Source organism: Acidobacteriota bacterium, from assembly GCA_016196065.1.
GTDB lineage: Bacteria > Acidobacteriota > Terriglobia > Terriglobales > Acidobacteriaceae > Acidiflorens.
The window spans coordinates 521,449-534,113 of record JACPYL010000012.1; the positions used below are offsets into that span (position 1 = coordinate 521,449).

The following is a 12,665-nucleotide window of genomic DNA, read 5'->3' on the forward strand; positions in this document are numbered from 1 at the left end:
CAGAAGAATACCGTCTGGAGCGCTGACGAGAAGCCACTGGCTGATCAGATTCACGGGCTGCGCGCGTTGCCGGACGACGTGCGCGCGACCACGACTCGAGATCTGGCTCTCAAGATCCGGCAGTTGCCGATGACGGACAACAGGATGCGTCTCGCGATGGGCTTGGCTGGACTATCCACTGAAGGTGATTTTGGAATCGAGGCGCTCACCGCGGTCGCTACTACTCTCGCTGAAACGTTGCGCGCGAAGCCGGTGCCGCCGGGGAAGAAAGGCGAGCCTGCAGGTCCGTATCTGCAACTGGCTACGCTGGCGCGCTACGAACATGTGCCGGTGACGCTCGACGATCCGCAGTTTGCGCAGGCGATGGCGCGGTTGGAAGCGGATGACCATCGGCGCGAGCATCCGGAATTCACGCTGCATGACCTGGCAGGCAAGAAATGGAAATTTTCGGATTTGCGCGGCAAGGTGGTGGTGGTGAATTTCTGGGCGACGTGGTGTCCTCCGTGCCGGAAGGAGATGCCGGATCTGGAAACGTTGTACCAGCGCTTTCAAGCGAAGGGATTCGTTGTGCTGGCAATTTCCGATGAAGAGGCCGCGAAGGTCGAGCCGTTCATCACGGAGCGGGCCGTGACGTTTCCAGTCCTTCTGGATCCGGGACGCAAGGTGAATAAGGCATTCATCGTCGATGGGATTCCGCACAGCTTTGTGTACGACCGCGAAGGAAAGCTGGTCGCACAATCGATCGACATGAGAACGCAGAAGCAGTTTCTGGAAATGCTAGGGAAGGCGGGACTGGAATGAGGCTGCTCTTTGCCATGGCGGCTGCTGGCGTGTTGAGTGCCGGATGCTTTGGTCAGGCGCCCGCTCCGACGCTGGATTCGCACGCGCAGGTGGTGGTGCTGGGAACGGGCACTCCGCTGGCCGATCCGGAGCGGTCGGGGCCGGCGGTGGCAGTGGTGGTGAATGGAGCAGCTTATCTGGTCGATTGCGGGCCGGGAGTGGTGCGGCGGGCTGCAGCGGCGGAGAAGGCCGGGATCAAGGCGCTGGCCGTCGACAAGCTGAAGATTGTATTTATCACTCACCTGCATTCCGATCACACGCTGGGATATCCAGATCTAATTTTTTCGCCGTGGGTCCTGGACCGGCATGAACCGCTGGAAGCGTACGGGCCGCGCGGATTGCGGCGGATGACAGATCACATTGAGAAGGCATGGTCGGAGGACGTCAAGTTGCGGTTGGGCGGGTTGGAAGAGGCGAATTCTACCGGATACAAGGTCAATGTGCATGAGATCGCTGACACGCGGGCGGGGGCGCCCGCGCCACACGTGGTGTATCGGGATGCGAACGTGACCGTTTCGGCGTTTCCGGTGAAGCATGGGACGTGGAAGTATGCGTATGGCTATCGCTTCGATACCAAGGACCGGCGGATTGTGATTTCCGGAGACACCGCACCTACGGACGAAGTGGTAAAGGCTTGTAATGGTTGTGACGTGTTGCTGCATGAAGTGTTCAATCCGAAGCGGAAGAAGATTGTGGAGAATCCGACGAAGCAGCTCTACTTCAGGGCGTTTCATACTTCTCCGGCTGAGTTAGGCGAACTGGCTGCGCGGGCACGGCCCAAGCTGCTGGTGCTTTATCACCAGGTGATGGGAGAGACGACGGAAGAAGATCTCGTACAACAGGTCAGAGAACATTATGCGGGGACGTTTGTTTCCGCGAAGGATCTGGGAGTTTATTGAGGGCAGAGGTCTGAGGTTCGATTGCAGAGATTCAAATCAACAGCTTTAGGCCGCGGAGGACGCGGCCTTTTTTCTTTTCTGATCTTCTTAAGTTAGTTCGACGGTTTTTCTTCGGCGGGTTTCTGCTTGGCCAGTGAGCGGGTGTAGTTCACGAGATCCCAGAGTTGGTTGGTCTTCACGCGATCGCCTTCGGGCGGCATTTGTCCGCGGCCATTTTTCAATACGTAGAAAATTTCCCCGTCGGTGCGGTCTTTCAAGGCGGCAGGGTCGGTCAGGTCCGGGAGTTTGATGTCGTTCGCGACGGCGGTCTTGCCGTCTCCGGTGAGGCCGTGGCAACTGGCGCAATCGTAACTGTAGATCTTCTTGCCGGATTCAAGAGACTCGGGCGTGGCTTTGACCGGATTGGGCTCGCGCGCAGCCGTGACGGGCACCGGATGGTACGCGACTTTGGGAGTGGGCTTGCTGGTTTGCGTCACAGCAATCGCGGGCGCAAATAAGAAGAGGATCGGAACCAGCGTGCGAATGCGCATGATCGGGCTCCCCGCAGACAGGACAGAGATTTACTCACGGTCATTGTACGCCGGGAAGAGTCAGGGCGGACGAGGGCGTCCGCCCTGCACGCGCGGTGCTACTTCTTGCTGGCTTGATAGCGCTTGTTGATTTCGTCCCAGTTGATGACGTTCCACCATTGCTGGAGATACTCGGGACGCCGATTGTTGTATTTCAGGTAGTAGGCATGCTCCCAGACGTCGTTGCCGAAGATGGGATAGAGGCCTTGCGAGATCGGGCTGTCCTGATTCGGCGTGGACATGATTTTCACTTCGCCCTTGGAGTCGCCTGCCAGCCAAACCCATCCGCTGCCGAACTGGCCGACACCGGCGGCGTTGAATTTCTCCTGAAATGCCTTGAAGTCGCCGAAGGACTTCTTGATCGCGTCGGCGATGGGGCCGGTCGGATCTCCGCCGCCTTTGGGCTTCATGATCTGCCAGAACATGGTGTGGTTGACGTGTCCGCCGCCGTTGTTGCGAACGGGCCCGCGGATGTCCTCGGGAATCGCGTTCAGATCGCGGATCAAGTCTTCGGCACTCTTGGCGTGCAGTTCGGGATGCTTGTCCAGGGCCGCGTTCAGGTTCTTCACATAGGCGGCGTGGTGCATGTCGTGGTGCAGGTGCATCGTTTTTTCGTCAATGATGGGTTCGAGAGCCGTGTAGTCATAGGGCAGGGGGGGTAGTTCGTGCGCCATTCGTTTCCTCCGAAAACTTAATGATGACTGGGCGGGCGTTAGGATTCAACTCGAGCTATGCCAGTTTTCCAGTGTCTCACTATATTTGTAACACTTCGGACGGAGGACGTGCGTCGGGACGGAAGCGAGTCCCGTCCCGACGGTTGACGGTCACTTGGTGACGATGTCGGCTTTCAGGCTGGTGATAGCAGCCAGAACTTCGTTCTTCTCCTTTTCCGGTACCTTGAACTTGTCGAGCGTCTCGACCAGGTGCTTGGCGGAGAGATCCCAGTCGGCTTGTGCTATTCCGAGCCCGGCGTGCGCAGTCTTCATGTCGCGCCCGGTGTAGATGCAGGGACCGCCGGTGGCGCTGCACAAGAAGTCGACGATGTGCTGACGCAAGCGCTTCTGCGAGTCGACGCTCAGTCCTCCGAAGAAGCGCTGAAGTTGGGGATCGGTGGACAGGCGGACAACAAAATCATCGGTGACCGCGGCAATGGCGTCATAGCCGCCGAGGCGCTGGTACAGCGTATGCTGTTGCTGCGCCAAGGCTTGAGGTGGCGCGGCGAGAAATGGTCCGGTTACGGCAGATAGCACCAGGGCAAGATACAGAAATGGGGTTAGGCGTTTCACAGTAGTGTCTCCTCCTGAATATCCGGCGGCTTGAAAGCCACCGCTAGAAGTACGCGGGCGCGCAAGAATTGGATTCAGGAATCACGCGTCGATCGCTGTTTGCAAGACGCAGTAGGAACTACCCTTCCGCCTTCCATGAAGCAGCGGAGTAGCCCTTTATAATCGAGATATCAGTTTAAGCGGAGGAATTTTGAAGGTTCTATTGCTGGAGAATATCAGCGGGGTGGCGGTCTCACAATTCGAGGAAGCGGGATTCGAAGTGCAGGCGATGAAGGGCGCGCTCGAGGAGAAAGAACTCATCGAGAGAGTGCGCGGCGCTTCGATTCTGGGAGTGCGCTCGAAGACGCGCATCTCGGCGGCGGTGCTGGATGCTGCTCCGGAACTGGTGGCGGTGGGTGCATTTTGTATTGGCGTCGACAAAATTGATCGCACGGCTTCGAGCGAACGTGGCATTGGCGTGTTCAACGATCCTCACTCCAATAGCCGGTCGGTGGCGGAGTTGACGCTGGGAGAGATCATCCTGCTGTTGCGCCGGGCATTTGAATCGAGCAGCCAGATGCATCGCGGCGTGTGGAACAAGTCGTCCGATGGGGCGCACGAGGTGCGAGGACTGACGCTGGGAATCGTGGGCTATGGAAAGATCGGCTCGCAGGTCTCGGACTTGGCGGAAGCACTCGGGATGCGGGTCGTGTTTCACGATATCTCGCACGTGCTGGCGCGGGGCAATGCGCGCGCGGTGAGCTTCAAGGAATTGCTGGAGACTTCGGATGTCATCACGCTGCATATCGATGGCAAGCCGCAGAATCAGAATTTTTTTGGCGAAGACGAATTCCGGCAGATGAAAGACGGCGCCTGCTTCATCAACCTGAGCAGGGGCTTTGTCGTAGACCACGAGGCGCTGGCGAAACACCTGAAGAGCGGGAAGCTGGGCGGGGCGGCGGTGGATGTGTTTCCACAGGAGCCGGAAACTGGAGGCAAGTTTTCCAGTCCCTTGCAAGGACTCGGGAATGTGATCCTCACTCCGCACGTGGCGGGGAGTACGGAAGAAGCGCAGCAGAATATCGGACAATTTGTTTCCGTGCGGATGCTGGAATACTTGCGGACGGGCAATTCGCTACTGAGCGTCAACATGCCGCATTGTCATCTGGACTATGAATCGGGTTCGCACCGGTTGATGCATATCCATCACAATGTGCCGGGCATATTGCGTGCGATCAACGACATCCTGGCCGATCAGGAGATCAACATCGAGCGGCAGGTGCTGGATACGCGCGGCAATCTGGGGTATGCGATTTATGACATCAACCGTCCGTGCGATGCGGAGTTGATGCGGCAGTTGCGGGCCGTGCCGAATACGATCCGGGTGCGAACGGCGGGCGAATGTAATTAAGGTAAGAGGTCAGAGGCGAAAGGTCAGAGGCAAAAGCGATATTGCACTGCTATCTGACTTCGAACCTCAGACCTATTTTTTCATTGCGTCGATGGTCGCGTACAACTGGCTGAGGTCTTTCACTTCCACGAAGGGTGTCCCGGATTTCTTGTCGGTCACGACGTAGATGGTCGGGGTATGGTCGATGTTGATGGACTTGCCCAGGTCACGATCCGCGAGCACCGAGGCACTCAGCTTGCCCGCAGGGTCCACCACAAACGGAAACTCGACTTTGTGTTCGGTGGCAAACTTCTCCGCGAAGCCGCGCAAATTGTTGGGGAAGATCTCGCGCTGGTGATCGAAAATGTAGAGGCGGAACGCGTCCCCAACCGCCTTGGAGCGGGTGTCGAAGTAGCGCGCCATGATGGCCGCATCCATCGACCAGTTGTGCATCGGCAGCGGGAAGTCATGCTGCACGAGCGGAATCTTATAGGTCTGTGAGGCCTGTGCCAGCAGAGGAGCCGAGCGAGCACATTGCGGACATTGCAGGTCCTCGAAAACCACCAGTGCAACCGGCGAGCCTTTCGGCGGACGAAGCACGCTGGGTACATCCTGCGCGAAGGCAGACAGGCAGACACTGACAATCAACAGCAGTAGTTGAGAGATCTTCATAAGCTCTAATTTGGATGCAGGTTTTTAAGAAACTGCCCTCTATGGTAGCAAACGTCGGTAATTGCGCACGTTACTTCATGTCAATTTCGTTGAGGTTGTAGAAGTAGTAAAACCGCAAGCCCAGAATCTTGCCGGGGAACTCTTTAGGCAGCGGCGGGAAGGGAATCGATGCAGTGATGCTGGCCCAGGCGGCGCGATCGAGCGCCACGTCTCCGGACGTAGTGTGGAGCGTCATGCCGCTGACTTTTCCGTCCTTGAGAATGACAAATTCAATCGACAACTTGCCCTGCTTCAGGATCGGCGGATATACCGACGGCGGCAAGGCAATCATCCAATTCGAGCGAACGATTTGCGTAATCCGAGCGAGATACGGGCCGAAATCCACGCCCATGGTATCGGTCAGGATCTCTGCCTGGTCGAGAGCCTTCGCTCCGCTGCGCCCCTGATTCAGCCCGTAGTCGCCGGACTCCCCGCCTCCATAGTTGCCACGGTTCGCGGCCGCTGCTCGCGCCGCTTGCTCGATGGCCGAACCGGCGGTGACTGGAGTCGTGAAGCTGGGCTTGGCACGGGGCGGAGTCTGCAATTGCGACTGCTGCGGATTCTGGTTCGGTGCGATCAGACCCGGATTGGGATTTGGATTCGGCTGCTGGTTTTCCTGGGGCGGCGCCTGATTCTGCGCGACCTGCGGAGGCGGCTGTCCTTGCGACGGCCCGGCTGGCTCCGGCCTTCCCGGGCGAGCACTCTCCAGCAATTTCTGCAGGTCTCGTCGATTGATCTGGGGCGCTTTGCTGGTGGCGATGCGGTCTTTATCCGAAAGAACTTTCGCATCGGGACGCCGCGTCAGCTTTTGCTCATCCGGCGGCAACTCGAGATAGGTCGCGTCCTTTTGCTTTTCGAGGTCAATCGTCGCCGGCAACACCAGTGCTCGATGTGGAAACAGGTTGAGCAATTTGTCGGAGTTGACCAGCAGGATGACAACCAGCAAATGCAATACGACTGATAGCCACACGGCCTCGCGTTTACGGGAGCGCGAAAGGTCGTCCTGCAACTGGATGAGGAGGTGCGGAACGGCGGCCGGGTTGAAGCCACGGTAGGCCGTTTCCCAGTGTTGCGCATCCGAAAGGTCGCGAGGTTCCAGGGGCTGGGACGGGGCCACAGGGTCGCGCGGCGGAATTTGTGTGACCGACATCTGCAGCGACTATAAATGCTTAGACACACGCGCAAGTCCCTGCGTTGCGTAAAGTTACGTAAAAGACCACGTAAACGGCGAGGGCTGGCGACGATGGTTCTTGATTTCTATTGTCGCACTTTTCTGCAATCGCAGGTAAGTACCAGTGGACAACGTACTTTAGAAGTAATGGAGGGAGCAAAAGCGAGACAGGGCAGGTAAAATGAAAATCGCTCCCAAGAGTGCGGGTCGTGGAGAGGTGGCCGAGTGGTTGATGGCTCCGGTCTTGAAAACCGGCGTACCCGAAAGGGTACCGGGGGTTCGAATCCCTCCCTCTCCGCCACTGTTTCAAACACTTACCGATCGCACCTGCTGTATCACCTGCCGTTCAACGCTAACGCCGTGACTTTCCCACTCGCTACGGCCATATCAGCCGTGGCTGCAGTCCCGTAAACGTTCATCGTCGTTCTGATGTCCGCATGGCGCATTAGTTTTTGCTGCACGCCGATTGGAGTACCGACCGCATCCAACCATGATCGGTGGGTGTGGCGGAACGTGTGGGAACTGATGTGACCGATGCCAGCCTTGACTGCTGCTCTTCGAAGCGCCTGCCACACTCCCGCGTAGGAAACGGGCAAACGTCCGATTTTCACCGGGCTGGCGAACATCCAGTCGTCGCTGGCGCGGAACCGAGCTGTCTGCTTCCACGTATTGAGCACATCCAGCATCCCGTTATCGATGTGCATCAAACGCTGCGACTCTGCTGTCTTCACATCATCGACGACCTGATGCACAATGCCACGTTCGACTTTCAGCGTACCGTGCAACCAATCGACATCGGACCAGCGCAGAGCCAGGCACTCGCTGATACGCAGACCGAAGCACACACAGACCAGTGCGATCGTGTGGAATGGCTCTTCAAGCTGCTGGGCCAGCAGTCGGAACTCTTCCACGGTGAGGCTACGCGGTTGGCGTATGCGTTTCGAGGCCCCTTTGATCTTGACCAGTTCCATCGGATTCCGCTGTATGGGCACGTCACCGCGCCACATGGCGAAGTCCCACAGAACGCGGACAAGACCACGGATGTGAACCTTGCTCTTGGGAGCAAGTTTCAGCGATTGCAACCACAGGTCAACGGGACGGGCCTGTAGTTCTTGCAGACTGCAGCTACCCCACGTCGGGACGATGTAGTGATTCAGCCACGTGTTATAGCCTTGTCGCGTCATCGTTCGCTTGGGCATCTTTTCTGCTCGGTACAGCTCGACGAAATTCGTCACGGTTGGTATTGCGTTACCAATGTTGACGTGGTTCTCTAACGCATCGCGCAGCGGCTTGGCTGCACGGTACGCTGATGTTTTCGTGGGAAACTGGCTCAGGGTGCCGATCTTTTTTGAGCGCCGCTTGCCATCCTCCCAGTAGAAAAAGTTCCACGTCTTGATTCGTTTATCCAGTACCACACTGCCACTTCTGTTCCGTTGTCTCACTCGTTCCTTCCTTTCGTGAGAGCAACAGACGGCGCGGTCATTGTAGCGTCCAGGTCTTCCGAGCGAAAGCGCCAGGTAATGCGCTCAGTGCCGGAGAGAACGTAGCCCTTGATGCGTCCCCGTCGGGCCCACAGAAGAAGGGTGCGAGGCTCGATTTTCAGATAGCTCGCGGCCTCTTTGGCCGTGAGCCATTTTGATTGTTGGCCGATCATTCGTTTGATTCCCTGAACTTTCATCGCAGCCCCCAATTCGGGCTGCGTTCGCACCTTCCCACCTAATTTTTCTTCGGCGCAGCGCTTGCCGACCTCGCGGCCGACCCCTGATCCACAGCGGGCTTCACCTGGACCCCCTGCGCCTGCGCGCGGTCGGCCACTTTACCCATCGACTCCAAGAGCCCCTGAATATGGTCGATCGCGGTCAGCCACTGGTAGGCTTTTCGGCCACCCTTCCGCAGAACAACCTTGACCTGGCGGTTCTTCACCAGGCGCTGGAGCACTACGTGGATGGAAGACAAAGGATTGGAGTAGCGGGAAAAATCAAACCCCTTGGCCTCCATCCGCTGTTTGAGTTCACTCGTGCTCAACGGAATGAACGCTTCTTCCAGAATGACCCGTGCAAGCTCGGTCAGACCCGTCGTTAATTCCACCTTGGTGGTGCGTTCCTTGGCGGCTCGATCGCCGAGTTCTCGACACAACCCCTCTAGATGGGCGATGAGGGGTGGCAGCCGGGCCATCTTTTCATCAATCTTCTGTCGTTGCCTCAGCAGGTCGGCAAGCTCTCGCTTGCGGGCCAGCAGGTCACGGCGATAGGAAGTCAGGCTCATATTCTTAAGTATACATATACTGTATAACTGTACAAGTAACAGTTGATGCAGCGTGCATGGACCTGCGACCGCGCGAACCGTCATGCGATTTTCGCGTTCCCCGGCTGTAGCACGAACGTTCGTGCTTAATGGCATTTCTAGGAGGCTGATTGACCAATGCACGCGCTACGAGAGAACGAATTCGCAGCAAGGGGCTAGCGACTCGGGAGGAGATCGTCGCCCGAGCCCTCAACATTGCTGCACTTGAAGGACTGGGGGCACTCTCGATCGGAGGTTTGGCGAAGGAATTAAAGATGAGCAAAAGCGGTTTGTTCGTCCATTTTGGCTCCAAAGAAAATTTGGAAAAGGCCGTCATCGAACATGCCCGCACTCTGTTCTTCGATCAAATCCTGATTCCCATTGATCATGCAGGTCTGGAAGGAATCGAACGTCTCTGGGCTCTTTGCGATCACTGGCTTACTTTCGTCGAAAAGAGCGCCTTGCCCGGAGGATATTTTTTTACCGGGGCCTTTTTTCAGTGCGCGGGACGTGATGGACCTGTTTCCGCACAGATCACCGAGGTCGTCCGGGAATGGTTCAATACCCTGAAACACGCGGTTGACGAAGCGCGAGGGAACGACGAGCTTTCCCCGAGTGTTGATGCTGCGCGGACCGCCCTCGAACTAAATGGCACCTTGATCGGGGCCCAATGGTCTCATCTGCTGGAAGGCAAGGATCGCACGCGAGCCCGCTCCGCCATCGTATCCAAGCTCGGCAGCCTCGCCACCGACAAGATACCCGCTGGTGCATTTGATTCGGTGAAGGCCTGGAGGAAATACCTTGGGAGCAAGCACGACTGAATCTGCCGAAACGCTTCCTCATGTGTTCTTGCTGCTCCGATCAGCCCAGCGAACTCTGTTTTCTAAGGTAGGCAATTCGTGCCTGGCCCCTTGCCGTGATGCGGTAGCAGAGCTGGCCGCGCCGGGCGTTCGGTCTGGGTTCCAAAAGTCCTTGCCCCCGAAGGCGGGCGAGGTAGCTGTAAAACGACCGGCGATCCGGACGCGACTGGATTTGTCGGCAGGCCTGGTCTGGCGTCAAAAAACCGTTGGCTTGATCGAAAACTAGCAGTACCGCTAATTTGGTCACGGGAATTTGGAGTAATGCGAGTTTCTGTTTTGGTGTGCGACCAGGGTTTCCAGAGATATCTATTGTCGGTGTAGTGCTGGCCTTCGTCGGCATCGCCGTAGCGCTCGCTCCGCCGTAACCAACTACGGGCCACGCGCTAGCGACGGTATCCATCACCACATGCTAGTGTATGATAACCATTCCTGCCACTTCGGAACCCTCTCACTTTGTTTTATTTGGTATGAGTTTTATGCAAATCGTAGTTTTTTGCCTGCGTATTGTTTGGTTTTTCCAGGATCATAAACCGCCAACTTTCCCTTATTGAACACGGCCTCCCCGCTCGCGGGGAAAGGCGTATTCAAACTCCTGCGCCGCAGGTTTTCATACTGAAAACAGTTTTGAATCCAGCAATTTGGGTTGTTGGTGTAATGGCGATTTTTCGCCAACAATGCCTCCTCCCAGCAAACGGATTGTCGACCTAATCTAATACCGCACATCAGGATGTGACTCATTTCACTGACAGAACACGCTCACTCGTGTTCGCATTGCGGCGTCTCGCCTCTCCGAAGCGCAGTTCCCGCCCGTTGAGATGCACACCCCCTGAGGCGAGCAGTAATCTCAAACCTCGGCCCCTGCTCCTTAGCCTGTACAAGCTTAAAAAGGAGACTTGAAATGAAAAAGTTCATCTTGATCGCAGCAGTTTTATTCGCGTCCGTTACTTTCACTTATGCCCAACTCCAATTCACCAGCATTGACTATCCCGGAGGCTTTGCAACCCGCACCCGTGGCATCAACAACCACGGCCAAATCGTTGGCTCCTACGCCGACCAAGACGGCAATCTGCATGCCCTGCTTTCCCAAAAGGGGAAGTTCATTCCCCTGGCGCCGGAAACAATTCTGGGCACCACCTACAGTGACGCTTTTAAGATCAACGACCGCGGCGATGTGGTCGGTTGGGTCTGTCCCTATTTCTGCCATGGATTCCTGTTTCGGAAGGGTGTGGTGACGACCCTCGACTTCCCCGGGGCCACCGCCACATATGCGTGGGACATCAACGAATCCGGCACGGTCGCGGGTGTTTGGGATCTCTTCGATTCCCAAGAAAATTTCCTCTACGAAGGCGGTTTCATTTGGAAAGATGGCAACTTCACAGAGGTGACCTTCCCGGGTGCTGGAGACACGGGCGTCACAGCGATCAATGCTCGCGGTGACTTTGTGGGAGCATGGGACCGAGGCCCAAACACGACAACATCCGGTTTTTTCTCCTCGAAAGGAAAGTTCGCCAGCTTCGATGCGCCGTTCCCGGACGTGACCTTGACGCAGCCACAGGGTATGAATGAGCGTGGCCACATTGTCGGGGCAGGGTATGTAAACGGGATCCCGCACGGTTTTCTGAAGATAGGAACCTACTTCATGGAAATCGCCTATCCCGGTGCAGCATACACATCGGCATGGGGCATTGACTCAGCCGGCCAGATGGTTGGCAACTGGCTAGACAGTGCGGGCACTGTGCACGGCTGGCTGGCCCAACTCGGCCATAAGTGCAAACAGCCATACGCGCCGGGTAGTGCGAAACGCAGCGTCCCCTCACCGCTTAATAATCCAGTGCATGGGAAACGAGTCTCATCGACCATCGATTAGCAGCGTGCATCCCGGGACAAAGCCCTGCCGAGGATTCGGAAACATCAGGGTCGTAGCAAACGAGTCCGAAGAGTTACGTCAACCCAAGTACTTGCCGCCCGATGTCTGGGCGGCTTTTCGTTGCACCACGTTCGAAAGCAGGAGCAGTAACTGGCGTAAAACAGGCGATATCACCAACAACTGCCCGAACCGGGCGGCGAAGCAAAGTTCTTGGTGTAATGGCGATTTTTCGACAGCTACTCGTTCCTCCCTCCTCGAAACCATGTGATAAACCGCTTACCTTGGGGACTCAGCCGAAATAGAGTCGCGAACACTCCGATAGCTCCAGCAAGCATCAAGTAGCCTTCTGCCGCGCCTCCGAACCAAGAGGGCCAGAACCACCAGTGATGCAGGTTCGCAGAGGATGACACCGCGCTCGGAGAGATTCCGTCCAGCCCCTTTTTAAAAAGCATGAACCCACCACACCACGCCAAGAATTCAATGAATGAACTAACAGCTTTCATGCCTGTGCTCCAAGGATTGCTGCTACGCCAGCACTCTACGCCGATTCTCAGCAGCGTTCCACTATTGTTGGCGTAAACAGGCGACTACACTCAGAACCACGATTGTGCTCGTATTTTGGGGGACGGTGCTCATCACCCAGAATATCGCCGTCGCGAGAGATGCCACGCCAATCGGCACGATGAACCGAGGCCGCCCAATCAAGGCGAGGAGAAGTGCCCCAGCACATGTTCTGACGCAGATTTTCGTCCAAAGCTCAGCGAAATGGACTTGCTCTCGCACCCCGACACCGCTGCTCCAATTAGCAGC

At 56.8% G+C, this 12,665-nt stretch carries 13 protein-coding genes and 1 tRNA gene; 6 read left to right on the plus strand and 8 right to left on the minus strand.

All coding sequences use genetic code 11. The annotated features are described in order from the left end of the window. Positions 1-363: 363 nt before the first annotated feature. Together HY010_14500 and HY010_14505 are read left to right on the plus strand one after the other, a co-directional pair. Positions 364-801 carry a TlpA family protein disulfide reductase gene (locus tag HY010_14500; protein MBI3476940.1) on the plus strand — a complete coding sequence of 146 codons (438 nt, stop codon included), beginning with the start codon at positions 364-366 and terminating at the stop codon, positions 799-801. 14 nt (positions 802-815) lie between these two features. After that, positions 816-1,739 carry an MBL fold metallo-hydrolase gene (locus HY010_14505; GenBank protein MBI3476941.1) on the plus strand — a complete coding sequence of 308 codons (924 nt, stop codon included), beginning with the start codon at positions 816-818 and terminating at the stop codon, positions 1,737-1,739. 92 nt (positions 1,740-1,831) lie between these two features. Here HY010_14505 and HY010_14510 read toward each other — a convergent pair whose 3' ends face one another. From HY010_14510 to HY010_14520, 3 genes are all read right to left on the minus strand, one after another. Beyond that, positions 1,832-2,269: a c-type cytochrome gene (locus HY010_14510; GenBank protein MBI3476942.1), complete on the minus strand. Its 438-nt coding sequence runs from the start codon at positions 2,267-2,269 to the stop codon at positions 1,832-1,834. Between the two features lie 98 nt (positions 2,270-2,367). After that, positions 2,368-2,982, minus strand: a complete 615-nt coding sequence (locus tag HY010_14515) for a superoxide dismutase (protein MBI3476943.1) — start codon at positions 2,980-2,982, stop codon at positions 2,368-2,370. Between the two features lie 150 nt (positions 2,983-3,132). Continuing rightward, complete coding sequence (locus HY010_14520; GenBank protein ID MBI3476944.1) at positions 3,133-3,510, minus strand: group 1 truncated hemoglobin; 378 nt, start codon at positions 3,508-3,510, stop codon at positions 3,133-3,135. Positions 3,511-3,763: 253 nt separating this feature from the next. On the opposite strand from HY010_14520, the gene serA reads away from it, so the two are divergent. Next, positions 3,764-4,984 (plus strand): phosphoglycerate dehydrogenase, encoded by a 1,221-nt coding sequence (serA, locus tag HY010_14525; GenBank protein MBI3476945.1) that lies wholly within the window; start codon positions 3,764-3,766, stop codon positions 4,982-4,984. A 72-nt stretch (positions 4,985-5,056) separates the two neighbouring features. On the opposite strand, the gene HY010_14530 is transcribed toward serA, so the two are convergent. Together HY010_14530 and HY010_14535 are read right to left on the minus strand one after the other, a co-directional pair. Beyond that, a complete protein-coding gene (locus tag HY010_14530) occupies positions 5,057-5,635 on the minus strand; it encodes a thioredoxin domain-containing protein (GenBank protein MBI3476946.1) in 579 nt (192 codons plus the stop codon). A 70-nt stretch (positions 5,636-5,705) separates the two neighbouring features. Beyond that, positions 5,706-6,824 (minus strand): TonB C-terminal domain-containing protein, encoded by a 1,119-nt coding sequence (locus HY010_14535; protein MBI3476947.1) that lies wholly within the window; start codon positions 6,822-6,824, stop codon positions 5,706-5,708. A gap of 232 nt (positions 6,825-7,056) precedes the next feature. Here HY010_14535 and HY010_14540 point away from each other — a divergent pair. Continuing rightward, positions 7,057-7,146, plus strand: a tRNA-Ser gene (locus HY010_14540). Positions 7,147-7,180: 34 nt separating this feature from the next. Here HY010_14540 and HY010_14545 read toward each other — a convergent pair. The 3 genes from HY010_14545 to HY010_14555 form a co-directional block, all read right to left on the minus strand. After that, complete coding sequence (locus tag HY010_14545) at positions 7,181-8,287, minus strand: site-specific integrase (protein MBI3476948.1); 1,107 nt, start codon at positions 8,285-8,287, stop codon at positions 7,181-7,183. After that, positions 8,284-8,499, minus strand: coding sequence for a helix-turn-helix domain-containing protein (locus HY010_14550; GenBank protein MBI3476949.1), 216 nt, complete (start codon positions 8,497-8,499; stop codon positions 8,284-8,286). Before HY010_14550 ends, HY010_14545 begins: the two co-directional genes overlap by 4 nt. A 62-nt stretch (positions 8,500-8,561) precedes the next feature. After that, the gene (locus HY010_14555; GenBank protein MBI3476950.1) at positions 8,562-9,110 is read right to left on the minus strand and encodes a hypothetical protein; all 549 of its coding nucleotides are present in this window, start codon (positions 9,108-9,110) and stop codon (positions 8,562-8,564) included. Positions 9,111-9,259: 149 nt separating this feature from the next. Here HY010_14555 and HY010_14560 point away from each other — a divergent pair, with 149 nt between their 5' ends. Next, positions 9,260-9,949: a TetR/AcrR family transcriptional regulator gene (locus HY010_14560; GenBank protein MBI3476951.1), complete on the plus strand. Its 690-nt coding sequence runs from the start codon at positions 9,260-9,262 to the stop codon at positions 9,947-9,949. Between the two features lie 937 nt (positions 9,950-10,886). Beyond that, a complete protein-coding gene (locus HY010_14565; protein MBI3476952.1) occupies positions 10,887-11,855 on the plus strand; it encodes a hypothetical protein in 969 nt (322 codons plus the stop codon). Positions 11,856-12,665 lie beyond the last annotated feature (810 nt).

What these genes read in the sequence shown, in the direction of transcription:
- HY010_14515 (MBI3476943.1), bottom strand. Translation starts at nt 2,982, where the DNA reads ATGGCGCACGAACTACCCCCCCTGCCCTATGACTACACGGCTCTCGAA.
- HY010_14565 (MBI3476952.1), top strand. Translation starts at nt 10,887, where the DNA reads ATGAAAAAGTTCATCTTGATCGCAGCAGTTTTATTCGCGTCCGTTACT.
- HY010_14500 (MBI3476940.1), top strand. Translation starts at nt 364, where the DNA reads ATGGCGCGGTTGGAAGCGGATGACCATCGGCGCGAGCATCCGGAATTC.
- HY010_14530 (MBI3476946.1), bottom strand. Translation starts at nt 5,635, where the DNA reads ATGAAGATCTCTCAACTACTGCTGTTGATTGTCAGTGTCTGCCTGTCT.
- HY010_14535 (MBI3476947.1), bottom strand. Translation starts at nt 6,824, where the DNA reads ATGTCGGTCACACAAATTCCGCCGCGCGACCCTGTGGCCCCGTCCCAG.
- HY010_14505 (MBI3476941.1), top strand. Translation starts at nt 816, where the DNA reads ATGGCGGCTGCTGGCGTGTTGAGTGCCGGATGCTTTGGTCAGGCGCCC.
- HY010_14555 (MBI3476950.1), bottom strand. Translation starts at nt 9,110, where the DNA reads ATGAGCCTGACTTCCTATCGCCGTGACCTGCTGGCCCGCAAGCGAGAG.
- HY010_14510 (MBI3476942.1), bottom strand. Translation starts at nt 2,269, where the DNA reads ATGCGCATTCGCACGCTGGTTCCGATCCTCTTCTTATTTGCGCCCGCG.
- HY010_14550 (MBI3476949.1), bottom strand. Translation starts at nt 8,499, where the DNA reads ATGATCGGCCAACAATCAAAATGGCTCACGGCCAAAGAGGCCGCGAGC.